This window comes from Streptomyces sp. GbtcB7, from assembly GCF_019091445.1.
Classification (GTDB): Bacteria; Actinomycetota; Actinomycetes; order Streptomycetales; family Streptomycetaceae; genus Streptomyces; species Streptomyces mirabilis.
Genome location: NZ_JAGXJM010000002.1, coordinates 561,971 through 582,419, shown reverse-complemented (window position 1 = coordinate 582,419; position 20,449 = coordinate 561,971). Strand labels below are relative to the sequence as shown.

Below are 20,449 nucleotides of genomic sequence, written 5' to 3'. Positions count from 1 at the left end.
GGAAGGCGGGTAACCGCTGGAGGTGACCGGTACTAATAGGCCGAGGGCTTGTCCTCAGTTGCTCGCGTCCACTGTGTTGGTTCTGAAACCACGAACAACCCCATTCCCAGGGCCACTGGGTGTGGTGCGGTAGTTACAGTTTCATAGTGTTTCGGTGGTCATAGCGTGAGGGAAACGCCCGGTTACATTCCGAACCCGGAAGCTAAGCCTCACAGCGCCGATGGTACTGCAGGGGGGACCCTGTGGGAGAGTAGGACGCCGCCGAACTCATATTAAAAGAGCTGGTCCCCGAACTTCGGTTCGGGGACCAGCTCTTTTTTGTTGTCCGACACTTTGCGTTCACTTTGCGCGACAAGCATCCGCGGCATGGGTACAGCTGCAATGCTCAGGGCCGCGGGCGTCGGAGTCGGCGACGAGGTCATCGTGCCGGCGTTCGGGAACGTCGAGGTCGCGGAGGCCGTGACCCAGGTCGGTGCGTCGGCCGTCTTCGCCGACATAGACCCGGTGACGTACTGCCTTGACGCCGACGCTGTCGAGGCGGCCGTGACCCCGAGGTCGACCGCTGTCGTCGTCGTACACCGCTTCGGTCGGTCGGCCGACATGGCGCGGCTGCGGGACGTCGGGCAGCGACACGGGCTTCTGGTGCTGGAACTGGGCGAGTCCGAGGCGCCGTACGACGAGATCGCGCAGCGCAGGGAGCGGGCCGCCTATCTCGACGGGCGGCTGAGCGGAGTGCGCACGCCGGACGGCGGTGACGGGCACACGTACCAGCAGTACGTCGTGCGCGTGCCCGGCAATGGCAGGCCGGACCGGGACGCCTTCGCACGGGCCGTACGGGCCAAGGGAATTGAGTGCCGGGTGCCGGTGAAGACGCCCGTGCACCGGCTGCCCGGGTTCCGTCGGGACGTGCACCTCCCGGAGACGGAGCGCGCCGCCGACGAGACTCTCGCGCTGCCCGTGGACGCGTCGTTGACGAAGCGGGAGATGCAGCGGATCGTCTCCGCGTGCAATGCGCTCGGGGGATTGCTGCAGCCCGCCTTCTGATCCGACGGGACTGGTTGGGAGCACGCTCGTGTTCGGGGTATGATCTATTTCGTTGCCGCGAGGGAAACCTCGAAAAGGCGACCGGCCCCCCTAGCTCAGTCGGCAGAGCGTCTCCATGGTAAGGAGAAGGTCAACGGTTCGATTCCGTTGGGGGGCTCCAGCAGAAAAGGCCTCCGCCCTTACGGGCGGGGGCCTTTCGCATGTCCGGGAGTGTCCCGGAGTCGAGTGCGACCTCAGTCCCGCTGAAGGCCCGGCACCCGCATCGCCAGAATCGCCATGTCGTCGGACGGGGCGTCGGAGGCGAAGCGCTCGACCGCGCGCATGATGCGGGCGGCCACCGCTCCCGCCGTGAGGCCCGTACACGTGGTGAGGACGTCCGTGAGGCCGTCGTCGCCCAACATGCGGGTGCCCTCACGGCGTTCGGTGACGCCGTCCGTCACACACAGCAGCACGTCGCCCGGGTCGAGGGTGATGGTCTGCTCGTACAGCTCCAGGTCTTCCATGACACCGAGGAGGGGCTGCGGTTCGGCGGCGGCTTCTACGGTGCCGTCCTGGCGCAGGCGGAGCGGGAGCGGGTGGCCCGCGCAGACCACCTTCAGCATGGCGCTGCCGTCCTCCTGGGGCCACAACTCGCCGTAGAGCAGGGTCAGGAAGCGGCTGCGGGCGCCCTCGTCCAGGATCGCGGAGTTCAGGCGCTCCAGGACCGCGGGGCCGCCGAAGCCCTCGCGGGCCAGGAGGCGCAGGGCGTGCCGGGCGAGGCCCGTGACCGCCGCCGCCTCCGGGCCCGTACCGCAGACGTCGCCGATGGCGAAGCCGTAGACGCCGTCACGGATCGGGAAGAGGTCGTAGAAGTCGCCGCCGACCTCGTTGCCCTCGCCGGCCGCGCGGTAGATGACCTCGACCTCGACGCCGTCGATGTGCGGGAGGTCGGGCGGCAGGAGGCTGCGCTGGAGGGACTGGCTGATGGCCGTGCGCTCCGAGTACAGGCGGGCGTTGTCGAGGGCCAGGGCGGCCCTGCGGGACAGGTCCTCGGCCAGTTCCAGGATTTCCTGGCGGAAGTGTTCGTCGGAGGGCTTGCCGAGCGTCAGCATGCCGATGACGCGGTTGCGGGCGACCAGGGGCAGGACGACGGTCTCGCCGCCGACCGCCGCGGCCGTCGCCAGGGTCGTACCGATGCCGGAGGTGACCGAGGCGGGCTCGCCGAGGCCCAGGCTGCGCATGGAGGTGCGCAGGGCCGCCTGGTGGGCCGCCTCGCCCGGGGCCGCCCAGACGCGGGCGCCGGGGGTGGGGACCGGGTCCGGTGGGGCGATCTTCGAGAGCAGGGCCTTGAGACCGTCGATGCGTTCCTCGTCCTCGTGCAGGACGTACGAGAGGTACGGGTCCGAGGCCTGGTCGGCGATCGTGTAGACCGCGCACCAGGTGGCGAGGGTCGGGACCGTCATCTGGGCCATGAGGGCGAGGGTCTGGTCGCGGTCCAGGGTGCCGGCGAGGAGGTCGGAGGCCTCGACGAGGAAGCTCAGCGAGCCGCGGCGCAGGCGTTCCAGCTCGCCCAGGCGGGCCGATTCCACCGCGAGCGCGATGCGGTCGGCGGCGAACTGGAGGCGCAGGGCCTCCTCGTTCGAGTAGCGGGAGGGTCCCTCGGCCGCGACACCGAGGGAGCCGGTGAGGCGGCCCTCGACCTTCAGCGGGACCGTGACGACCGAGCGCATGCCGGTGCCGGCCAGCAGCGGTACGGCGCCGGGGACGACCGTCAGGTCCTCGTGGACGGCGGGCATACGGGCCGAGCCGTAGCGGCCGGGGCCCGCCTCGACGGGGACGCGGGCGAAGCGCTGGCGGGCGGAGGGCAGGCCCGTCGAGGCTCGTACCTCCAACTCCGTCTCGTCGTCGGTCGCGAGGAGCAGGAAGGCGGAGTCGCCGTCGAGCATGTCGCGGGCGCGCTCCACCGTGCGCTGAAGGAGGCCGTCCAGGTCGTCCGGGGCGGGGGAGCCGATGAAGACCTCGAAGGGGTCCGTGGCCTGGCCCTCGGAGCTGGTCGTCGTGTCGGTGGCCGACGCCCGCAACGGGGTCTGCAGGACGGCGCGTTCGTGGTCGCGTACGAGAAGGCAGACCGTGGAGGGTTCGCCGCCCGTGTCGCGGACGCGGAGGTGCGAGGCGTAGACCGGGGTCACGCGGCCGCTCGCGGCCCGGAGCCCGTAGCTGCCCTCCCAGCGCGAGAGTTGGAGGGCCTCGACGATGCCGGTGCTGGTGCCCGGGGTGTGCGGCCAGGCCGCGAGGTCGGTGAGGGGCTTGCCGATGACCTGCTCGGCGGCGTACCCGAAAAGGTCCTCCGCGTCCTCGTTCCAGGCCGAGATGGCGCCGACGCGGTCGATCTGGATCACCGCGACGCGGACGCGGCCGTCGGCGAGCGGAAGGAGGTGGGCGGGGAGGGAGGGGCCCGCGCTGCGGGTGCCGACCGGGCGATCGGGGAGGTCGAGGTGGAACCAGACCTGCTTGTGCGTGGGGGAGTAGTCGACGCCCCAGCGGCCGGCCAGGGCGGCGCACAACTGGAGTCCGCGCCCGCCCTCGCGGTCGGGGCTGCCCATGTTCACAGCCGTCGCCTGGAGTGGAATTTCACGTTCCGGGTAGCGGTCTGCCACCTCGATGCGTACGCCTTCGTCGCTGCGCAGACACAGGACATCCGCGGAGGTGCCCGCATGCACGACAGCATTGGTGACGAGTTCGCTGGTCAGGACCACCGCGTCGTCGACGATGTCGGCGAAGCCCCAGCCCTGGAGGGTGTCGCGGACGAAGGATCTGGCGGTCGCGACCGATCGCCCGACGGGATCGAAACTGGCGGCCGCGCGCGCGGTGATCACAGCACTCCTTGTCCGGTTGTCGGCGTGCGGGGCCCCGTGGCCGACCCGCTCCTGCCGGGGCAGTGCCTGGTTCCCCGTCGGCCGAGGATCCTGGGGCTGTCCCCCAGGATGCAGTCCGGTGGTCATGGTGCGGTGCCCCTCCGATGCCTGCCCGCTCGTTCTTGTGCCACCGCCCAGGCCGGACAAACCGGTGTGGCTGGACAGCCGCATGCAAGGTTACTTACCTTCGCCGTCCATGCGGATGCCGGTCACCGGTGTTTCCGTCGGGAGAGGGGCAGAGTTTCCGTTCGGACAGGTGCCTGTGTGTCCGTCCTGACGAGGCTGTGCCCGCCTCCGGGCGGTGTGCGGACGATGTGCGAAGCTGCCGAACTGTTATGGCCTGGTTCAGCCGGGGTGAAACACTGGGCAAGCTCCAGTGAGAAGGTCGGACAGGCCGAGTGCCTGCCGGTTCGCCGAGCAGTAGTACCTGAGCACGAGCAGTGGTACCCGAGCAAGCAGTACCCGAGTACGCCGAGCAGTAATGGTCGACCCTTGCGGGAGGGACACAGTGGAGTCTGGCGCAGCGACGCGGGGCGGTAGGACGCGCGCAGAAGACGGACAGTCCCTGAACAACCGGCGCACACCACGCAATGGCACCACCGAGGTGGATACGGCTGCCCTGAACAGGCTGCTGACGGCTCTGGTGTCGATGCGGGACGGCAATTTCCGCAAGCGCCTCACGGTCTCCGGTGATGGCGTGATGTCGGAGATCGCGGCTGTCTTCAATGAGGTGGCGGACCGGAATCTGCATCTGACGGGTGAGCTGTCGCGGGTGCGGCGGGTGGTCGGGCGTGAGGGAAAGCTCACGGAGCGGCTGGAGTCGGGCGCCTGCGAGGGTTCCTGGGGTGCCGCGATCGACGCGTCGAACGCGCTCGTCGACGACCTCGTACGACCGGTCTCCGAGGTCGGCCGGGTGCTGTCCGCGGTGGCGGAGGGCGATCTGTCGCCGCGTATGGAACTGCGGGCGCAGGCGGCGGACGGCAACGGGCATCCGCTGCGCGGGGAGTTCCTGAAGGTCGGACGGACGGTCAACAACCTGGTCGACCAGCTGTCGACGTTCACCGACGAGGTCACGCGGGTGGCCAGTGAGGTGGGCACCGAGGGCAAGCTGGGCGGGCAGGCCCGGGTGCGCGGAATGTCCGGTTCGTGGAAGGACCTCACGGATTCGGTCAACACCATGGCGTACCGGCTGACGGCTCAGGTGCGTGACATCGCTCTCGTGACGACGGCGGTCGCGAAGGGCGACTTGTCCCGGAAGGTCACGGTTCATGTGGCCGGCGAGATGCTGGAGCTGAAGAACACCGTCAACACGATGGTGGATCAGCTGTCCTCGTTCTCCTCCGAGGTGACGCGAGTCGCGCGTGAGGTGGGCACCGAGGGCGAGCTCGGCGGCCAGGCGCAGGTGCCCGGTGTGGCCGGGGTGTGGAAGGACCTCACCGATTCGGTGAACCTGATGGCCGGTAACCTCACGGCCCAGGTGCGCGGGATCGCGCAGGTGACGACGGCGGTCGCGAGCGGTGACCTGTCGCAGAAGGTGACCGTTTCCGCGCGCGGCGAGGTCGCGCAGCTCGCCGAGACGATCAACCAGATGACCGAGACGCTGCGGACGTTCGCGGACGAGGTCACGCGGGTGGCCAACGAGGTCGGTGGCGAGGGGCGGCTCGGCGGTCAGGCGAACGTGCCGGGCGCGGCGGGGACGTGGAAGGACCTGACGGACTCCGTCAACACGGTGTTCCGGAACCTCACGACCCAGGTGCGGGACATCGCCGCGGTGACGACGGCGGTCGCCAACGGTGATCTGTCGCAGAAGGTCACCGTCGACGTGGCCGGCGAGATGCTGGAGCTGAAGAACACCGTCAACACGATGGTCGACCAGCTGTCGTCGTTCGGTGTCGAGGTCACGCGCGTGGCGCGCGAGGTCGGTGTCGAGGGTGAACTGGGCGGCCAGGCGCAGGTGCCGGGTGTGGCCGGTACGTGGAAGGACCTCACCGACTCCGTCAACACGGCGTTCCGGAACCTGACGGGTCAGGTCCGCAACATCGCGCAGGTGACGACGGCGGTCGCGAACGGTGACCTGTCTCAGAAGGTGACGGTCGACGTCTCCGGAGAGATGCTCCAGCTGAAGAACACCGTGAACACGATGGTGGACCAGCTGTCCTCGTTCGCCGACCAGGTGACGCGGATGGCCCGGGACGTGGGCACGGAGGGCCGCCTCGGCGGTCAGGCCCGCGTGGACGGCGTGTCCGGTACGTGGAAGGAACTCACCGATTCCGTCAACTTCATGGCGGGGAACCTGACCTCGCAGGTACGGCAGATCGCCCAGGTCACCACGGCGGTGGCGCGGGGTGACCTGTCGCAGAAGATCGACGTGGACGCGCGTGGCGAGATCCTGGAGCTGAAGAACACCATCAACACGATGGTCGACCAGCTCTCCGCCTTCGCGGACCAGGTGACGCGGGTGGCCCGTGAGGTGGGTACGGAGGGCCGTCTCGGCGGTCAGGCGCAGGTGCCCGGCGTCGCCGGTGTGTGGCGCGACCTGACGGACTCCGTGAACGGCATGGCGGGCAACCTCACCGCCCAGGTGCGCAACATCGCGCAGGTCGCGACCGCGGTGGCGCGGGGTGACCTGTCGCAGAAGATCGACGTGGACGCGCGTGGCGAGATCCTGGAGCTGAAGAACACCCTCAACACGATGGTGGACCAGCTCTCGAACTTCGCCGAGCAGGTGACGCGGGTGGCCCGTGAAGTGGGCACGGAGGGCATGCTCGGCGGTCAGGCCGAGGTGCAGGGTGTCTCCGGCACCTGGAAGGACCTCACGCAGTCCGTGAACTTCATGGCGAACAACCTGACCATCCAGGTCCGCAACATCGCCGAGGTCACGACGGCGGTCGCCATGGGCGACCTGTCGAAGAAGATCACCGTCGACGCCAAGGGTGAGATCCTCGAACTCGTCACCACCGTGAACACGATGGTGGACCAGCTGTCGTCCTTCGCCGAGCAGGTGACCCGGGTGGCCCGCGAGGTGGGCACCGAGGGCATCCTCGGCGGGCAGGCTCATGTGCCCGGTGTCACGGGCATCTGGAAGGACCTCAGCAACAACGTGAACCTGATGGCCAACAACCTGACCATGCAGGTGCGCAACATCTCCCAGGTCGCCGCGGCCGTCGCCAACGGCGATCTGACCCGTACGGTGACGATCGAGGCGCGCGGCGAGGTCGCGCAGCTCGCCGACACCTTCAACACCATGGTGAAGACGCTGAGTTCGTTCGCCGACCAGGTCACCAAGGTGGCCCGCGAGGTGGGCACGGACGGCATCCTCGGCGGGCAGGCGCACGTCCCGGGTGTGGCCGGTACGTGGAAGGACCTCACCGAGTCCGTGAACGGGATGGCGTCCAACCTGACCGGTCAGGTGCGCAACATCGCGATGGTCACCACGGCCATCGCCAAGGGCGACCTCACCAAGAAGATCGACATCGACGCGCGCGGCGAGATCCTGGAGCTGAAGACCACCATCAACACGATGGTCGACCAGCTGTCGTCCTTCGCCGAGGAGGTCACCCGAGTCGCCCGCGAGGTGGGTACCGAGGGGCAACTGGGCGGCCAGGCACGCGTGCGTGACGTCGACGGCACCTGGCGCGACCTCACCGAGTCGGTGAACGAGATGGCCGGGAACCTGACCCGGCAGGTGCGTGCCATCGCGCGCGTGGCGACCGCGGTGACCCGCGGCGACCTGAACCTGAAGATCGATGTGGACGCCTCGGGCGAGATCCAGGAACTTCAGGACTACATCAACAAGATGATCGCCAACCTGCGCGACACCACCATCGCCAACAAGGAACAGGACTGGCTCAAGGGCAACCTCGCCCGTATCTCCGCCCTGATGCAGGGGCGCCGCGACCTCGACGACGTGGCCTCGCTGATCATGAGTGAGCTGACGCCGGTGGTCTCGGCGCAGCACGGCGCGTTCTTCCTCTCCATGCCACTGGTCGACGGCAAGGAGGCGGGCAACGACGAGGACGCGTACGAGCTGCGCATGCTCGGTTCGTACGGCTACTCGATGGGCTCCATGCCGACGTCGTTCCGGCCCGGTGAGGCGCTGATCGGGACGGCCGCGCAGGAGAAGCGCACGATCCTGGTGGAGAACGCGCCGAGCGGCTACCTGAAGATCTCGTCCGGGCTCGGCGAGGCGCCCCCGGCGCAGGTGATCGTGCTTCCGGTGCTCTTCGAGGGGACCGTGCTGGGTGTGATCGAGCTGGCGTCCTTCACGCCGTTCACGCAGATCCAGAAGGACTTCCTGAACCAGATCGCCGAGATGATCGCGACGAGCGTCAACACCATCTCCGTCAACACCAAGACGGAGGTGCTGCTCAAGCAGTCGCAGGAGCTCACCGAGCAGCTGCGGGAGCGCTCGGCGGAGTTGGAGAACCGGCAGAAGGCCCTTCAGGACTCCAACGCGGAACTGGAGGACAAGGCCGAGCTGCTGGCCCAGCAGAACCGCGACATCGAGGTCAAGAACACCGAGATCGAGGAGGCGCGGCAGGTCCTGGAGGAGCGTGCCGAGCAACTCGCGGTCTCCATGCGCTACAAGAGCGAGTTCCTGGCGAACATGTCGCACGAGCTGCGCACGCCGCTCAACTCCCTGCTGATCCTCGCGAAGTTGCTCGCCGACAACGCCGAGTCGAACCTGACGCCGAAGCAGGTCGAGTTCGCGGAAACGATCCACGGAGCGGGTTCCGACCTGCTCCAGCTGATCAACGACATCCTCGATCTGTCGAAGGTCGAGGCGGGCAAGATGGACGTGTCGCCGACCCGCATCGCGCTGGTCCAACTCGTCGACTACGTAGAGGCCACTTTCCGTCCGCTGACCGCGGAGAAGGGCCTCGACTTCTCCGTCCGAGTGTCGCCGGAACTGCCCGCCACGCTGCACACCGACGAGCAGCGCCTTCTTCAGGTGCTGCGCAACCTGCTCTCCAACGCGGTGAAGTTCACCGACTCCGGAGCGGTCGAATTGGTGATCCGGCCCGCCGGCGCGGATGTCCCGGTGGCGATCCGGGAGCAGCTCCTGGAAGCGGGTTCGCTGCGGGACGCGGACGCCGGTCTGATCGCGTTCTCGGTGACCGACACCGGCATCGGGATCGCCGCCAGCAAGATGCGGGTGATTTTCGAGGCCTTCAAGCAGGCGGACGGTACGACGAGCAGGAAGTACGGCGGTACGGGTCTGGGGCTGTCCATCTCGCGGGAGATCGCGCGTCTGCTGGGCGGTGAGATCCACGCCCAGAGCGAGCCGGGACGCGGTTCGACGTTCACGCTGTATTTGCCGCTGCACCCGAGCGAACTGCCCCCGCAGGGCTACGGGCAGCTCGCGCCCGCCCTGGAGGCCGGGGAGTTGCTCGCCTCGGAGGCGGAGCTGTCCGGGGTCGACATCGAGACGCCGGCCGAGGTGAAGTCGTACCAGGAGACGCAGAACGGGCCCGCCGCGCTCTTCAGGCGGCGCCGCAGGGCGCTGCCCGCGACCGAGCAGCGCCCGGGGCTGCCGGGGCCGAACGGGGCCGCGGGTGGCTCTCAGGAGCAGTGGGCGGCCGGGGGGCAGCAGGAGGCGGCGCCGCAGCCGCGCCGAGGCATCCGGTTCGAGGGCGAGAAGGTGCTGATCGTCGACGACGACATCCGCAACGTGTTCGCGCTCACCAGCGTCCTGGAGCAGCACGGCCTGTCGGTCCTGTACGCCGAGAACGGCCGTGAGGGCATCGAAGTGCTGGAGCAGCACGACGACGTGACGGTCGTCCTGATGGACATCATGATGCCCGAGATGGACGGCTACGCCACGACGACGGCGATTCGCCGGATGCCGCAGTTCGCCGGGCTGCCGATCATCGCGCTCACGGCGAAGGCGATGAAGGGCGACCGGGAGAAGGCCATCGAGTCCGGCGCGTCCGACTATGTCACCAAGCCGGTCGATCCCGACCATCTGCTCTCCGTGATGGAGCAGTGGATGCGCGAGGAGTGAGCGGGATGGGTGTCGCCGGGTGGTGTCGGCGGCCGGGAGGCCGGGCTGTGCGCGCCGAGTCGGCGGCGCGGGGCGCCCGACGTCGTATAACTGACGGTGGCCGAAGCCGTGTAGAAGTGCGGGATTCGGGGAACCTTCTGGTCTCCCGCTACGTTTCTGCTACGTGCACAGTGACATCGCGGTGACAGGGTGTGGCGACAGGCGGGGTGCGGCTACCATGACCGGCACAAGGACGGGCGGCGCAAGGGAGTCGTCCTCTGGGGCGGCGCCCGGTGCACTGCCGGGGCGAGGAGGGCGGGCCATGGTGCAGAAGGCCAAGATCCTTCTGGTCGATGACCGGCCGGAGAATCTGCTGGCGTTGGAGGCGATCCTCTCCGCGCTCGATCAGACACTGGTACGGGCATCCTCCGGAGAGGAAGCGCTCAAAGCGCTACTGACCGACGACTTCGCGGTCATTCTGCTGGACGTCCAGATGCCTGGAATGGACGGTTTCGAAACCGCGGCGCACATCAAGCGGCGTGAACGGACTCGGGACATCCCGATCATCTTTCTCACGGCGATCAACCACGGCCCGCACCACACCTTCCGGGGGTACGCGGCGGGTGCGGTGGACTACATCTCCAAGCCGTTCGACCCATGGGTGCTGCGTGCGAAGGTCTCGGTCTTCGTCGAGCTCTACATGAAGAACTGCCAACTGCGCGAGCAGGCAGCGCTGCTGCGGCTGCAGCTGGAGGGCGGCGGTAAGACGGCGCTCGGCTCGGCCAAGGAGCCGGCCGGTCTCCTCGCCGAACTCTCCGCGCGGCTCGCGGCCGTTGAGGAGCAGGCCGAGGCGCTGTCCAAACAGCTCGACGACGACTCGGCGGACGCGGCGGCGGTGGCGACCGCGGCCCATCTCGAACGCAAACTCACGGGACTGCGGCGGGCGCTGGACGCGTTGGAGCCGGGCACGGGAAGCGGCGCACCGTCGGTGCCGTCGCAGAACTGACCTCCGAGGAGTCCGCCGTTCGCGGTGAGCGCGCGTCAGTTCTGTTCCCTGGTGCGGGCGACACGAACGGGTGAAGCAGTAGGCACACGTGTCCGCTGTCGTCTCCACCGGTAACCTCACACTCATGGCCTCACGTCAGTCCGCAGCCAAGAAGCCGCCCGCGAAGAAGGCGGCCGCTCCGACGAAGGCTCCGGCGAAGAAGGCCCCCGCGAAAAAGGCAGCCGCCAAGAAGGCGCCCGCCAAGAAGGTCGCGGCGAAGAAGGCCCCACCCGCGTCGGCGCCCAACCCCACCGCGGGCGTGTACAAGCTCGTACGCGCCGTGTGGCTGGGCCTCGCGCACGCCGTCGGCGCGATGTTCCGCGGGATAGGACGGGGCGCGAAGGGGCTCGACCCGGCGCATCGCAAGGACGGACTCGCGCTGCTGCTGATCGGGATCGCGCTGATCGTCGCGGCGGGCACGTGGTCCAACCTGCACGGTCCCGTCGGCGACCTCGTCGAGATGCTGGTGACGGGTGCCTTCGGCCGCCTCGACCTGCTGGTGCCGATACTGCTGGCGGTCATCGCCGCCCGCTTCATCCTGCACCCCGAGAAGCCGGAGGCCAACGGGCGCATCGTGATCGGCCTGTCCGCGCTCGTCATCGGCGTGCTCGGCCAGGTCCACATCGCCTGCGGGGCGCCCGCGCGCAGCGACGGCATGCAGGCGATAAGGGACGCGGGCGGGCTCATCGGCTGGGGGGCGTCGACGCCGCTGACGTACATGATGGGCGACGTCCTCGCGGTGCCGCTGCTCGTGCTGCTCACGATCTTCGGCCTGCTGGTCGTCACGGCGACCCCCGTCAACGCGATCCCGCAGCGGCTGCGGCTGCTCGGGCAGAAGCTGGGCGTCGTCCAGGCCGACCCCGACGAGGACGCCTTCGGCGAGGACGACGAGCGCTACGACGAGCAGTGGCGTGAGGCGCTTCCCGCCCGCTCCCGGCGGCGTTCGCGCGCCCCTGAGGGATACGACGCGGAGAGCGCCGAGGAGGAGGCGCTCACCAAGCGCCGCGGCCGTCCCCGGCGGCCCGGTGTGCAGCAGCCCGACATGAACCGGCCCATGGACGCGGTGGATGTCGCCGCGGCCGCCGCCGCCGCGCTCGACGGCGCCGTGCTGCACGGGATGCCGCCCTCCCCGCTGGTCGCCGATCTGACGCAGGGCGTCACGGCGGAGCGTGACGGCTACGAGGAGACGACCCCGGTGCCGGCCGCGCGCGCCAAGGCCGTCCCGGGCGCCAAGCGGCCCAAGCAGGAGGCCCTGGCCGTCGAGTCCGTCGTGCCCGACCTCACCAAGTCCGCGCCCGACGCGCCCCGCGACCTGCCCCCGCGCGCGGAGCAGCTCCAACTGTCCGGCGACATCACCTACTCCCTGCCGTCGCTCGACCTCCTGGAGCGCGGCGGGCCCGGCAAGACGCGCAGCGCCGCCAATGACGCCGTGGTCGCCTCGCTCCAGAACGTCTTCATGGAGTTCAAGGTCGACGCCGCCGTCACCGGCTTCACGCGTGGTCCGACGGTCACGCGCTACGAGGTCGAGCTCGGCCCCGCCGTGAAGGTCGAGCGGATCACGGCGCTCACCAAGAACATCGCGTACGCCGTCGCAAGCCCCGACGTGCGGATCATCAGTCCGATCCCCGGCAAGTCGGCGGTCGGCATCGAGATCCCCAACACCGACCGCGAGATGGTCAACCTCGGTGACGTGCTGCGCCTCGCGGACGCGGCCGAGGACGACCACCCGATGCTGGTCGCGCTCGGCAAGGACGTCGAGGGCGGCTATGTGATGGCCAACCTGGCGAAGATGCCGCACGTGCTCGTCGCCGGAGCCACTGGTTCCGGTAAATCCTCGTGCATTAACTGCCTGATTACGTCCGTCATGGTCCGGGCGACCCCCGAGGACGTCCGGATGGTCCTCGTCGACCCCAAGCGGGTCGAGCTGACCGCGTACGAGGGCATCCCGCACCTGATCACGCCGATCATCACCAACCCGAAGCGGGCCGCCGAGGCGCTGCAGTGGGTCGTACGGGAGATGGATCTGCGCTACGACGACCTCGCGGCGTTCGGCTACCGGCACATCGACGACTTCAACGAGGCCATCAGGAACGGCAAGGTGAAGCTGCCCGAGGGCAGCGAGCGCGAGTTGACGCCGTACCCGTATCTGCTGGTGATCGTCGACGAGCTCGCCGACCTGATGATGGTCGCCCCGCGCGACGTCGAGGACGCGATCGTGCGCATCACGCAGCTCGCTCGTGCGGCCGGCATTCACCTGGTGCTCGCCACCCAGCGGCCGTCCGTGGACGTCGTCACCGGTCTGATCAAGGCGAACGTGCCGTCCCGGCTCGCCTTCGCCACGTCGTCACTGGCGGACTCGCGCGTCATCCTCGACCAGCCGGGTGCCGAGAAGCTGATCGGCAAGGGTGACGGGCTCTTCCTGCCGATGGGGGCCAACAAGCCCACCCGTATGCAGGGTGCCTTCGTCACCGAGGACGAGGTCGCGGCCATCGTGCAGCACTGCAAGGACCAGATGGCGCCGGTCTTCCGGGACGACGTCACCGTTGGCACCAAGCAGAAGAAGGAGATCGACGAGGACATCGGCGACGACCTCGACCTGCTGTGCGCCGCCGCCGAACTGGTCGTCACCTCGCAGTTCGGGTCCACCTCGATGCTCCAGCGCAAGCTGCGGGTCGGCTTCGCCAAGGCAGGGCGGCTGATGGACCTCATGGAGTCCCGCGGCATCGTCGGGCCCAGCGAGGGCTCCAAGGCGCGTGATGTTCTTGTGAAGGCCGACGAGCTGGATGGAGTGCTCGCCGTGATTCGTGGGGAAGCTGAAGCGTAGAGCTTTTGGCGGAGGAAAACGGGACAGCTCGGTCACCGTACGGGTGAGATCTCGGCGGCTCGGTCATGGCGCGGACGGTTCGCTCCGTGACACGTGGATATTCGAACGTGACTCACCCGTAAGGGAAAGACGGGCAACCGTTTCCCTTCGTCGTACGTCAAGTTGAGCGAGGGGACAGGTCCCTGTCCCAACATCAGGATGACCGGCCATTCTGATGGCGTACAAAGTCGCACCGCCCGGTTGCCCCACCCTTTCGTACCCCCCCTAAACTGAACCTCCAGCACAGGTGGCTACACGCTCGAAAGGCGCCCCCGTGTCCATCGGCAACTTCCCTGACGGCAACTCCCCCGAAGACGAGCGCCCGTTCGAAGAGCACCGCGAAGAAGGCCTCTCGGTCGGTCATGCCCTGCGGCAGGCCCGCATCGAGGCAGGACTGACCGTTGACGACGTCAGCAACGCCACCCGGGTCCGTATCGCCATCGTGCACGCGATCGAGCAGGACGACTTCGCCCCCTGCGGCGGTGATGTGTACGCGCGCGGCCACATCCGGACGCTGGCCCGGGCCGTGCGCCTCGATCCGGCCCCGCTGCTCGCCCGCTACGACGCCGAACACGGCGGGCGACCCGCGCCGACCCCCGCCGCCCCGCTGTTCGAGGCGGAACGTATCCGTCCCGAGCGCCGCGGGCCGAACTGGACCGCCGCCATGGTCGCGGCGATCGTCGCCGTGATCGGCTTCGTCGGGTTCACCGTGGTCAAGGGCAGCGGTGGGAGCGACGCGAAGTCGTCGGTCGCCGAGGGCTCCACACCGACCGCCAGTACGTCCACCACCTCGGCCAGCCCCAAGATCAGCAAGCCCGCCGACCCGAAGCCCGATCCCACCGACAGCGCCATCGCGGCGGCCCCGCAGGACAAGGTGACCGTCCAGGTGAGCGCCCCCGACGGGCGCAGCTGGATCTCCGCCAAGGACCACAACGGCCGGCTCCTCTTCGATGGTCTGCTCAAGCAGGGCGAGTCCAAGACCTTCCAGGACAAGACGAAGATCGACCTGGTCCTCGGAGACGCGGGTGCCATCAAGCTGTACGTGAACGGCAAGAAGATCGACGACCAGTTCCAGCCCGGCCAGGTCGAGCGACTGACGTACACGAAGGGCGACCCCGTCGTCGGATGACTTCGGACGGCCGTGAGGGTCGCACCACGGGCTCGCGAAGCGGGCGCACAAAGGGCTCAGCGCACAGGCGGGTACGGGGTTGGCCAAGATCGGCCAACCCCGTCGACGTGGGCTGTCAGTGAGACAAAGTAGTCTTGAGCCCATGCCTGAACGCCGTACCGTCGCACTCGTCACCCTTGGCTGCGCCCGTAACGAGGTGGACTCGGAGGAGCTCGCAGGCCGCTTGGAGGCGGACGGCTGGCAACTCGTGGAGGACGCCGAAGAAGCGGACGTCGCCGTCGTCAACACCTGTGGCTTCGTCGAAGCCGCCAAGAAGGACTCCGTCGACGCCCTCCTGGAAGCCAATGACCTCAAGGGGCACGGCAGAACCCAGGCCGTCGTGGCGGTGGGCTGCATGGCCGAGCGGTACGGCAAGGAGCTCGCCGAGGCCCTCCCCGAGGCCGACGGCGTGCTCGGCTTCGATGACTACGCGGACATCTCGGACCGCCTCCAGACCATCCTGAACGGCGGCATCCACGCCTCCCACACCCCCCGCGACCGGCGCAAGCTGCTGCCGATCAGCCCCGCCGAGCGGCAGAGCGCGGGCGAGGAGGTGGCCCTTCCCGGCCACGGCGCCCCCTCGGATCTCCCGGAGGGCGTCGCCCCGGTCTCCGGCCCGCGTGCGCCGCTGCGCCGCCGCCTGGACGGCTCCCCGGTGGCCTCGGTGAAGCTCGCCTCCGGCTGCGACCGGCGCTGCTCCTTCTGCGCCATCCCGTCCTTCCGCGGCTCCTTCATCTCGCGCCGCCCCAGCGACGTGCTGAACGAGACCCGCTGGCTGGCCGAGCAGGGCGTCAAGGAGGTCATGCTGGTCTCCGAGAACAACACCTCGTACGGCAAGGACCTGGGCGACATCCGCCTCCTGGAGACCATGCTGCCCGAGCTCGCCGAGATCGACGGCATCGAGCGCGTGCGCGTGAGCTACCTCCAGCCCGCCGAGATGCGCCCCGGGCTCATCGACGTGCTGACCTCCACGCCGAACATCGCGCCCTACTTCGACCTGTCCTTCCAGCACTCCGCGCCCGACGTGCTGCGCGCGATGCGGCGCTTCGGCGACACGGACCGCTTCCTGGAGTTGCTCGACACCATCCGCTCCAGGGCCCCGCAGGCCGGCGTGCGGTCCAACTTCATCGTGGGCTTCCCCGGCGAGACCGAGGCCGACCTCGCGGAGCTGGAGCGCTTCCTCACGGGTGCGCGCCTCGACGCCATCGGCGTCTTCGGGTACTCCGACGAGGACGGCACGGAGGCGGCGACGTACGAGAACAAGCTCGACCAGGACGTGGTCGACGAGCGCCTCGCGCGCGTGTCCCGGCTCGCCGAGGAGCTGGTCGCGCAGCGCGCCGAGGAGCGCGTCGGTGAGACCGTCCACGTGCTCGTCGAGTCGGTCGGCTCCGTCGACGGGGAGGAGTGGGGTGCGGTCGGCCGTGCCGCGCACCAGGCGCCCGAGACCGACGGTCAGGTGCAGTTCACGAGCGGCGAAGGTCTGACGGTGGGCCGTATCGTCGAGGCCAAGGTGGTCGGTACGGAAGGTGTCGACCTGGTGGCCGAGCCGCTCCTGGGCTCGCTCCCGTGTACTGAGGAGGCGGCCAGATGACCGGAGCCCCGGCGTCCGCGGCGGGCGGCTCCTCCAGCGCGAACGGCGCGGCGGGCGCTCCCGGCGTTCCCGGGGGCTCCAAGCAGGCGCGGGGCGGGAAGCTGGGCGCTGTGGCCGTCAATCAGGCCAGCCTCTGGAACATCGCGAACATCCTGACCATGATCCGGCTCGTCCTGGTGCCGGGCTTCGTGGCGCTGATGCTGGCCGACGGCGGGTACGACCCCGCGTGGCGTGCATGGGCGTGGGCGGCCTTCGCCGTCGCCATGATCACCGACATCTTCGACGGGCACCTGGCGCGTACGTACGACCTGGTCACCGACTTCGGGAAGATCGCCGACCCCATCGCCGACAAGGCGATCATGGGTGCGGCGCTGGTCTGCCTGTCCTACCTCGGTGATCTGCCGTGGTGGGTGACGGGAGTGATCCTCGGGCGCGAGCTCGGGATCACTCTGATGCGTTTCCTGGTGATCCGCTACGGGGTCATTCCGGCCAGCCGTGGCGGCAAGCTGAAGACCCTCGCGCAGGGCACCGCGGTCGGGATGTACGTCCTGGCGCTGACGGGGCCGCTGGCCACCCTGAGGTTCTGGGTGATGGCCGTGGCGGTCGTCCTGACCGTCGTCACCGGGCTCGACTACGTAAGACAGGCCGTTGTGCTGCGCAGGAGCGGGATCGCCGAGCGGCAGGCGGCGGCCGAGGAGGCAGAACGGTGAGTTCTACGGCCGCCGAAGTGCTGCGACTACTCACGGTGAGGGGCGAGTCGCTCGCCGTCGCCGAGTCGCTGACCGGTGGTCTGGTGGCGGCGGAGATCACCGCGACGCCCGGGGCCTCCCAGGCCTTCCGGGGCTCCGTGACGGCGTACGCCACCGAACTCAAGCATGAACTGCTGGGTGTCGACGCCACTCTGTTGGCCGAGCGTGGTGCGGTGGATCCGCAGGTCGCGGCCCAGATGGCGGCCGGGGTGCGCAAGGCGCTCGGCGCGGACTGGGGGATCGCGACCACCGGTGTCGCAGGCCCCGAGCCGCAGGACGGGCAGCCGGTCGGGACGGTTTTCGTGGCCGTCGACGGGCCGTCCCGAGCATCTTTTCATGCTGCCGGCGGCGGGAAAGTGATACCGCTGCGGTTGAACGGCGACCGGGCGGAAATCCGTATGGAGAGTGTACGGAGCGTACTCGCACTGCTCCTGAAGGAGCTGGCGGGCGAACAGACCGGGAATGAGCGGGCACAGGATACGGAACAGAACGGGGGGTTTTGATGTTTGCAGCCCTGAGTGAACACGACATCGCTCCCCGCACGGCCGCGGCGCAAGGCGGTACGGTGGGGCGTGAAGGATGCGGCTACGCGGTCCGAGGAGGGAGCCACCGATGATTCTGCTCCGTCGCCTGCTTGGTGACGTGCTGCGTCGGCAGCGCCAGCGCCAGGGCCGTACTCTGCGCGAAGTCTCCTCGTCCGCCCGAGTTTCACTCGGCTATCTCTCCGAGGTGGAGCGGGGGCAGAAGGAGGCATCCTCCGAGCTGCTCTCCGCCATCTGCGACGCGCTGGACGTACGGATGTCCGAGCTCATGCGGGAAGTGAGCGACGAGCTCGCTCTCGCCGAGCTGGCCCAGTCTGCAGCGGCCACCGAGCCGGTGCCCACACCGGTGCGCCGTCCGATGCTGAATTCCGTATCGGTCACCGGCGTACCACCGGAACGGGTCACCATCAAGGCGCCAGCCGAGGCGGTCGACGTCGTCGCCGCCTGACGCTCACGAGTTCACGCTCATGAGCTGAGCACGCTTGTGAAAGCCCCGGCCGGGGCTGCTCCAGGGGAAACCTGGAGCGGTTTCGGCCGGGGCTTTCGCTGTCTCCGGGTCCACTCGCTCCAGGTGACCCGAATTGTGCGTATATGCCATGGTTGATGAGGTCGTGATGGATGAGGCCGTTGTTGATGAGGCCGAGTGGATCGGAGAATCCCGATGTACGTCGTGAAGAGCCCGTTGTCCGACGCGGATCTTAAGACCGTGTCCGGCGCCCTCCAGGGAGCGCTGGTCGACCTGGTGGATCTCTCCTTGGTGGCGAAGCAGGTCCACTGGAACGTGGTCGGACCGCGTTTCCGCTCCATCCACCTTCAGCTCGACGAGGTCGTGGACACCGCACGGCTGCACTCCGACGCGGTGGCGGAGCGCGCCGCGACGCTCGGAGTCCCGCCCGACGGACGGGCCGCGACCGTGGCCACCACCAGCGGCATCGGTGTGACGCCCGAGGGCTGGATCAAGGACACGGACGCCGTGGGGGAGCTCGTGGACGCGCTGAGCGCGGTGATCAGCCGGATGCGGGTGCGGGTGGACGCGACGGGCGAAGCCGATCCGGTGAGCCAGGACATCTTCATCCAGATCACCGCCGACCTCGAGAAGCATCACTGGATGTTCCAGGCGGAGAACGGGTGACGCCCGGAGGCGGGCGGCTCACGGTGGTGACCGCCGGGCGCCCCGTGGGGGCCGCCGGGCGCCATGGCCGGCTTCGGATGTGCCTCGGGTGCGCCTCTGTGCCGTTGGTGCGCCCTGCCGGTGGGTGAGAGCGCGGGTCTAGCTTCGGGCTGGAGGTGGACACCATGGCAGGGCGGATAGCGCGCTGGGGGGCTGCGCTGGGGCTCGGTGCGCTGTGGTGGTGGGGTGTCCTCCGGCTCGCGCTGGCGCCCGATGCCGGGGCGCTGGAAGGGGCGGTCGCGGCCGGGGGATGGGGGTTGAGCCTGCTGCCGGTGCACTGTGTGCCGAAGGAGGGGGTCGTGCGCGCCGGCGCCGGGGCGCACGGGCGGGGGGAGGGGTGGCTACGGCGTGGGACGCGTGGGGGGCGCGAGCCGGGGGCTTCATAGGGGCGGGGCGTTCGGTGGAGGGGGTGGGGGACGGGTACGGCGCGTTTGGGGGCGCGTGGTGCCTGGGGCTCGGCGCGGGAGGGGGCTGGGCTCAGCGGGGGCGGGTGCAGGGGGGAGATGCCGCAGGGCGGATGCCCGGGGGCGGGGGCGTGGGGGTGCTGCTGGGGTTGCTGGGGGCGGCGTGGGGGTGCTGCTGGGGGCTACCACGGCATCGCTACGCCGCCGTTCGGGCGTAGGATCTGGCCCGTCGTGAACGCCGAGGCGTCGGAGGCCAGGTGCAGCACGGCGTGGGCGATGTCCTCGGGTTCGCCGACCCGACCGAGCGGCGACAGCCGGGCCATGACCGCTTCCGTGCGCGCCTGGGCGTCCCCGTGACGGTCGGTCATCGGGGTACGTGTCCAGCCGGGCGCGACCGCGTTGACACGGATGCCGTGCGGACCGATCTCGGTCGCCAGGGTCTTCGTCAGCTGCACGACGGCCGCCTTCGACGCGCCGTAGCAGAGCAGGCCGGGGCCGCCGGTGTCGATGGCGCCGGACGCCATCGTGATGATGCTCCCGCGGACGCTCTTCGCGATCATGAGGCGGGCGGCCTCCTGGCAGGCGTACAGCACGCCCTTGAAGTTGACGCCCAGCACGCGGTCCAGGTCCTCGTCGCGGGTCTCCAGGACCGGGCTGCTGTGCATGATCCCGGCGACCGCCGCCATGACGTCGAGCCGTTCGCAGGACGCGACGGCCTGTCGGAGCTGCGCACGGTCGCTGACGTCGAGCGGATGTGTGTGGGCCGTACCGCCCTGGGCCTTGATGAGGGTCGCCGTCTCGTGCAGGCCCTGCGGGTCCCGGTCCGCGCAGTGGACGGTGGCCCCCGCCTCCGCCAGCAGGACGGCTGACGCGCGGCCGATCCCGCTGGCGGCGCCGGTGACGAATGCGGTGCGTCCGGTGAGGTCGTACGCCTTGACGGGCATGAAGGGACGGTACGAGGGTTTCTGACGGCCCGTCAATTAGTCGTACGGCAA

General features: G+C 69.2%; 13 protein-coding genes, 1 tRNA gene and 1 rRNA gene. 13 read left to right on the top strand and 2 right to left on the bottom strand.

Annotated elements, in window-relative coordinates; genetic code table 11:
* Positions 1-150 precede the first annotated feature (150 nt).
* From rrf to KVT44_RS05330, 3 genes are all read left to right on the top strand, one after another.
* Positions 151-267 (top strand): 5S ribosomal RNA (rrf, locus tag KVT44_RS05340).
* Positions 268-381: 114 nt separating this feature from the next.
* Positions 382-1,044 (top strand): DegT/DnrJ/EryC1/StrS aminotransferase family protein, encoded by a 663-nt coding sequence (locus KVT44_RS05335; RefSeq protein WP_190172445.1) that lies wholly within the window; start codon positions 382-384, stop codon positions 1,042-1,044.
* 84 nt (positions 1,045-1,128) lie between these two features.
* A tRNA-Thr gene (locus KVT44_RS05330) sits at positions 1,129-1,204 on the top strand.
* A 73-nt stretch (positions 1,205-1,277) separates the two neighbouring features.
* Here KVT44_RS05330 and KVT44_RS05325 read toward each other — a convergent pair.
* A complete protein-coding gene (locus KVT44_RS05325; RefSeq protein WP_190172320.1) occupies positions 1,278-4,025 on the bottom strand; it encodes a SpoIIE family protein phosphatase in 2,748 nt (915 codons plus the stop codon).
* A 421-nt stretch (positions 4,026-4,446) separates the two neighbouring features.
* Here KVT44_RS05325 and KVT44_RS05320 point away from each other — a divergent pair, with 421 nt between their 5' ends.
* The 10 genes from KVT44_RS05320 to KVT44_RS57830 all read left to right on the top strand — a co-directional run bounded on the left by KVT44_RS05320 (position 4,447) and on the right by KVT44_RS57830 (position 19,436).
* On the top strand, positions 4,447-9,942 hold the full coding sequence (locus KVT44_RS05320; protein WP_190172321.1) for a HAMP domain-containing protein: 5,496 nt from the start codon (positions 4,447-4,449) through the stop codon (positions 9,940-9,942).
* Between the two features lie 301 nt (positions 9,943-10,243).
* Positions 10,244-10,927, top strand: a complete 684-nt coding sequence (locus tag KVT44_RS05315) for a two-component system response regulator (protein ID WP_054228614.1) — start codon at positions 10,244-10,246, stop codon at positions 10,925-10,927.
* Positions 10,928-11,051: 124 nt separating this feature from the next.
* Positions 11,052-13,790 carry a DNA translocase FtsK gene (locus KVT44_RS05310; protein ID WP_217566249.1) on the top strand — a complete coding sequence of 913 codons (2,739 nt, stop codon included), beginning with the start codon at positions 11,052-11,054 and terminating at the stop codon, positions 13,788-13,790.
* 313 nt (positions 13,791-14,103) lie between these two features.
* Positions 14,104-14,958, top strand: a complete 855-nt coding sequence (locus tag KVT44_RS05305) for a helix-turn-helix domain-containing protein (RefSeq protein WP_099920349.1) — start codon at positions 14,104-14,106, stop codon at positions 14,956-14,958.
* Positions 14,959-15,100: 142 nt separating this feature from the next.
* On the top strand, positions 15,101-16,588 hold the full coding sequence (gene rimO / locus KVT44_RS05300; RefSeq protein WP_217566248.1) for a 30S ribosomal protein S12 methylthiotransferase RimO: 1,488 nt from the start codon (positions 15,101-15,103) through the stop codon (positions 16,586-16,588).
* A complete protein-coding gene (gene pgsA, locus KVT44_RS05295) occupies positions 16,585-17,298 on the top strand; it encodes a CDP-diacylglycerol--glycerol-3-phosphate 3-phosphatidyltransferase (RefSeq protein WP_217566247.1) in 714 nt (237 codons plus the stop codon). Before rimO ends, pgsA begins: the two co-directional genes overlap by 4 nt.
* On the top strand, positions 17,295-17,840 hold the full coding sequence (locus KVT44_RS05290; RefSeq protein WP_217566246.1) for a CinA family protein: 546 nt from the start codon (positions 17,295-17,297) through the stop codon (positions 17,838-17,840). Before pgsA ends, KVT44_RS05290 begins: the two co-directional genes overlap by 4 nt.
* Before the next feature lie 109 nt (positions 17,841-17,949).
* Positions 17,950-18,327 carry a helix-turn-helix domain-containing protein gene (locus KVT44_RS05285; protein WP_054228608.1) on the top strand — a complete coding sequence of 126 codons (378 nt, stop codon included), beginning with the start codon at positions 17,950-17,952 and terminating at the stop codon, positions 18,325-18,327.
* A 213-nt stretch (positions 18,328-18,540) separates the two neighbouring features.
* Entirely contained in the window at positions 18,541-19,011 is a 471-nt protein-coding gene (locus KVT44_RS05280) for a Dps family protein (protein ID WP_099920347.1), read from the top strand.
* Positions 19,012-19,175: 164 nt separating this feature from the next.
* Positions 19,176-19,436: a hypothetical protein gene (locus KVT44_RS57830; protein ID WP_229889313.1), complete on the top strand. Its 261-nt coding sequence runs from the start codon at positions 19,176-19,178 to the stop codon at positions 19,434-19,436.
* Between the two features lie 200 nt (positions 19,437-19,636).
* Here the strand turns inward: KVT44_RS57830 and KVT44_RS05275 are convergent, their stop codons facing one another.
* Entirely contained in the window at positions 19,637-20,398 is a 762-nt protein-coding gene (locus KVT44_RS05275; RefSeq protein WP_217566245.1) for an SDR family NAD(P)-dependent oxidoreductase, read from the bottom strand.
* Between the last annotated feature and the right edge of the window lie 51 nt (positions 20,399-20,449).

What these genes read in the sequence shown, in the direction of transcription:
- KVT44_RS05335 (WP_190172445.1), top strand. Translation starts at nt 382, where the DNA reads ATGCTCAGGGCCGCGGGCGTCGGAGTCGGCGACGAGGTCATCGTGCCG.
- KVT44_RS05325 (WP_190172320.1), bottom strand. Translation starts at nt 4,025, where the DNA reads ATGACCACCGGACTGCATCCTGGGGGACAGCCCCAGGATCCTCGGCCG.
- KVT44_RS05315 (WP_054228614.1), top strand. Translation starts at nt 10,244, where the DNA reads ATGGTGCAGAAGGCCAAGATCCTTCTGGTCGATGACCGGCCGGAGAAT.
- KVT44_RS05310 (WP_217566249.1), top strand. Translation starts at nt 11,052, where the DNA reads ATGGCCTCACGTCAGTCCGCAGCCAAGAAGCCGCCCGCGAAGAAGGCG.
- rimO (WP_217566248.1), top strand. Translation starts at nt 15,101, where the DNA reads ATGCCTGAACGCCGTACCGTCGCACTCGTCACCCTTGGCTGCGCCCGT.
- pgsA (WP_217566247.1), top strand. Translation starts at nt 16,585, where the DNA reads ATGACCGGAGCCCCGGCGTCCGCGGCGGGCGGCTCCTCCAGCGCGAAC.
- KVT44_RS05285 (WP_054228608.1), top strand. Translation starts at nt 17,950, where the DNA reads ATGATTCTGCTCCGTCGCCTGCTTGGTGACGTGCTGCGTCGGCAGCGC.
- KVT44_RS05280 (WP_099920347.1), top strand. Translation starts at nt 18,541, where the DNA reads ATGTACGTCGTGAAGAGCCCGTTGTCCGACGCGGATCTTAAGACCGTG.
- KVT44_RS57830 (WP_229889313.1), top strand. Translation starts at nt 19,176, where the DNA reads ATGGCAGGGCGGATAGCGCGCTGGGGGGCTGCGCTGGGGCTCGGTGCG.
- KVT44_RS05275 (WP_217566245.1), bottom strand. Translation starts at nt 20,398, where the DNA reads ATGCCCGTCAAGGCGTACGACCTCACCGGACGCACCGCATTCGTCACC.